Genomic DNA, 1,641 nt, shown 5'->3' on the forward strand with positions numbered 1-1,641 from the left:
TACATGGTCTGGGTCGTCATGGGTCTTGCCTCTCTCCGGTGGCGGCCGGCTTGTCTCTGGATCCGTGCCACATGGTTGTGCATCCACGGAATTGAACACGCGCTATGCGCGCTCGCGAACGTCGGTTGTCCCGGTGTCGGGCTATGATAATCAACGGTGATGTATACTCAAATAACCTCTGTCCGCCCTCAAAGCCGGCGTCAAGCGTGGCTTTTGCTGCATGGTCCTGGGCTGCCGCAACAACGCCGCTGTGATACATGAGGGGGCGCGCCCGTTTTCTCTGCGGCAGGCTTGAGAGGGTGTCAGGCTATGGTTTCGAGTATGGCTCGCCAGGTGTTGGGCAGCGGGATCGGTCTCCGGCTGTCGCGATCGACATAGACGTGCGTGAACCGGCCTTCGGCGGCGGGCTCCTCCCGCCCTTCCACGAAGATGCCCAGAACATAAGTCACGCTGCTGGTTCCGATGCGGGCGACCTTTAACCCGACCTCGATTTTCTGCGGGAATTCGACCGGCGCGGCGTAGCGGCAGCCCGTTTCAACGACGAGGCCGATCGGATTGCCATTCTCGATATCTAGGAGACCGACGTCGATCAGCCATGCGTTTACGGCGGTGTCGAACCAGGAATAGTAAACCACATTGTTGACATGTCCGTAGACGTCGTTGTCGTGCCATCGCGTGCTGATCGGCGTGAAGTGCCAGTAGGCTCCGCGGGGTAGCAGGGGAGCACGGCTCACAGGTCAGCCTTGTGCAGGCAGTGCCCAGCGGCCAGATGGATGACAGGTGGGTTGGTCTTCACGAGTTGCTCCAGCAGGTTGGTATCTGCGGTCAGGTAGCAGGTGTGGCCGGGACTGGCCCGCAATTCAGGTTTGTAATGGTGCTCATGTGAGGCGCCCATGTATGAAATCCGGCGCAATGGGCGGCAAGAGATTATGGAACGGCCATGCAGAAGGAAGTGGAAACGATGGCCGGTCGGATACGTGTTTCCGCTCCTTCGCGCCTGTTAACGAACACCCGCGAGTAGGTAGATAGTGCCACAAGAGGAACTGCTAACTGAAAGTATGAAGTATAGTAAAGTCAATACCTTGATGCTGAAATTTAGTGACCCCATTTATGGCCCCATCTGGCAATTTCAGCGATGGTTCGAGTGTCGGACGATCTCTGTCAGACCCGGGAACTCTCTTAATCAGATCATTGATTCGGTCTCAAGGATGTCTTCGGGGCTGTTCTGAATGTGGAAGTGCATTGGTTTTTGGGAATCACATTGGACGAGGCTTCTGGGGCTTCCCGCTGCCGCCGCTTGTTGCGCCTTCAATGCCAACCGGACCGCACTGTCGCGGACGACGGCGGGCAGGTCTCCGGCATCGTTCTTTTCTTCCATTCCCGGCACCGTAAAACCAACGTTCACGATCCTCACAAGGTGCTGCAGGCCCCGCTGGAGGCCGGATCTTCTCTCGACTTTCTCCGTCAGTTGTTGTGGCGCGGCAATCTTGACTCCCTCCATCGCCAGGCATAAACCGGAATAACGTTCCGGTTTTTCGCTATCAGTGTTTGGGCACTCGCGTGACACCAGCGTGATCATGGCTCTGGTCAGCGGATTGATCGGCCCCCGCTGAGTGGTCCGTGTGATTTGTTAGTGTAAAA

Annotated in this window: 3 protein-coding genes; all 3 read right to left on the reverse strand. The window is 57.2% G+C overall.

Annotated features, from left to right (window positions below):
- Positions 1-302: 302 nt before the first annotated feature.
- Positions 303-734: an acyl-CoA thioesterase gene (locus MTR64_RS21220; protein ID WP_243996575.1), complete on the reverse strand. Its 432-nt coding sequence runs from the start codon at positions 732-734 to the stop codon at positions 303-305.
- Complete coding sequence (locus tag MTR64_RS21225) at positions 731-895, reverse strand: hypothetical protein (RefSeq protein ID WP_243996577.1); 165 nt, start codon at positions 893-895, stop codon at positions 731-733. Before MTR64_RS21225 ends, MTR64_RS21220 begins: the two co-directional genes overlap by 4 nt.
- A 288-nt stretch (positions 896-1,183) precedes the next feature.
- Positions 1,184-1,579: a hypothetical protein gene (locus MTR64_RS21230; RefSeq protein ID WP_243996580.1), complete on the reverse strand. Its 396-nt coding sequence runs from the start codon at positions 1,577-1,579 to the stop codon at positions 1,184-1,186.
- Positions 1,580-1,641 lie beyond the last annotated feature (62 nt).

The sequence above is a fragment of the Novosphingobium album (ex Hu et al. 2023) genome (assembly GCF_022832385.1).
Taxonomy (GTDB): domain Bacteria; phylum Pseudomonadota; class Alphaproteobacteria; order Sphingomonadales; family Sphingomonadaceae; genus Novosphingobium; species Novosphingobium album.

What these genes read in the sequence shown, in the direction of transcription:
- MTR64_RS21225 (WP_243996577.1), bottom strand. Translation starts at nt 895, where the DNA reads ATGGGCGCCTCACATGAGCACCATTACAAACCTGAATTGCGGGCCAGT.
- MTR64_RS21230 (WP_243996580.1), bottom strand. Translation starts at nt 1,579, where the DNA reads ATGATCACGCTGGTGTCACGCGAGTGCCCAAACACTGATAGCGAAAAA.